This is a genomic window from Candidatus Hodgkinia cicadicola (assembly GCF_002774925.1).
Genome location: NZ_NXGO01000061.1, coordinates 1 through 1,022, shown reverse-complemented (window position 1 = coordinate 1,022; position 1,022 = coordinate 1). Strand labels below are relative to the sequence as shown.

Annotated in this window: 1 protein-coding gene; it reads right to left on the bottom strand. The window is 40.3% G+C overall.

What is annotated here, in order from left to right:
• A partial coding sequence (locus MAGTDC_RS02640) for an Hsp70 family protein (protein WP_146656926.1) occupies positions 1-743 on the bottom strand: 743 nt, incomplete at its 3' end.
• Positions 744-1,022: the final 279 nt, after the last annotated feature.

Below are 1,022 nucleotides of genomic sequence, written 5' to 3'. Positions count from 1 at the left end.
CTCTTGAATTCGTCCGATAAATGATTTACCAAACGATTATCGAAATCTTCACCTCCAAGATGAGTATCGCCAGCTGTAGCTTTCACTTCAAATAAGGATACTTCGTCTATTGTGAGAATTGATACATCAAACGTTCCACCACCAAGATCAAAAATAAGAATTTTTTTCTCTCCTTTCAGATTTTTATCTAATCCATAGGCGAGTGCAGCGGCAGTTGGTTCATTAATAATTCTAAGTACATTTATACCCGCAATGGTTCCTGCGTCCTTCGTCGCCTGTCGCTGCGAGTCGTTGAAATACGCTGGAACTGTGATCACCGCATCCCTCACGGTGCCACCTAGATATGCTTCAGCGGTTTCTTTCATTTTTGTTAACACCATGGAACTGATTTCTTCGGGAGCGAAAGTTTTAATTTCCCCCTTATAACGAACTTGTATTTTTGGTTTACTGTTTTGATTGATTACTTTAAAAGGCCAATGCTTCAAATCGTCTTGAATTTTCGGATCGTCGTAACGTCTTCCGATCAATCGTTTTGCGTCGAAAACAGTATTTTCTGGATTCATAGCAACCTGATTTTTTGCAGCATCGCCGATGAGACGCTCAGTATCAGTAAAAGCAACATAACTCGGAGTTGTTCTGTTGCCCTGATCGTTGGCTATTATCTCAACTTTTCCATGCTGCCAGACTCCAACACAGGAATACGTCGTACCCAAGTCAATTCCGATCGCTGGCGTTTTGGGCATTTTCGGCACTCAACTATATTAAAGGTTTAATAATAATATAATAATAAACAAACTTTTCACTTAAATAAACGAACAAATCACACGTAAACAACAAATCGCGCGCTTCCACTGAACCGTGAAGAATACGATCACAAACTAAACTCACTAACGTTACCGCCTATTTACGCATTGTTTTGGTTGCCTAGCGACACCTGGTACAGAGGGTAGTACAAATTTAGTGGGAGACGTTTCCACACATTTCCATTGGCTGCATGTAAATGGCGTCAATATCGATTTTAA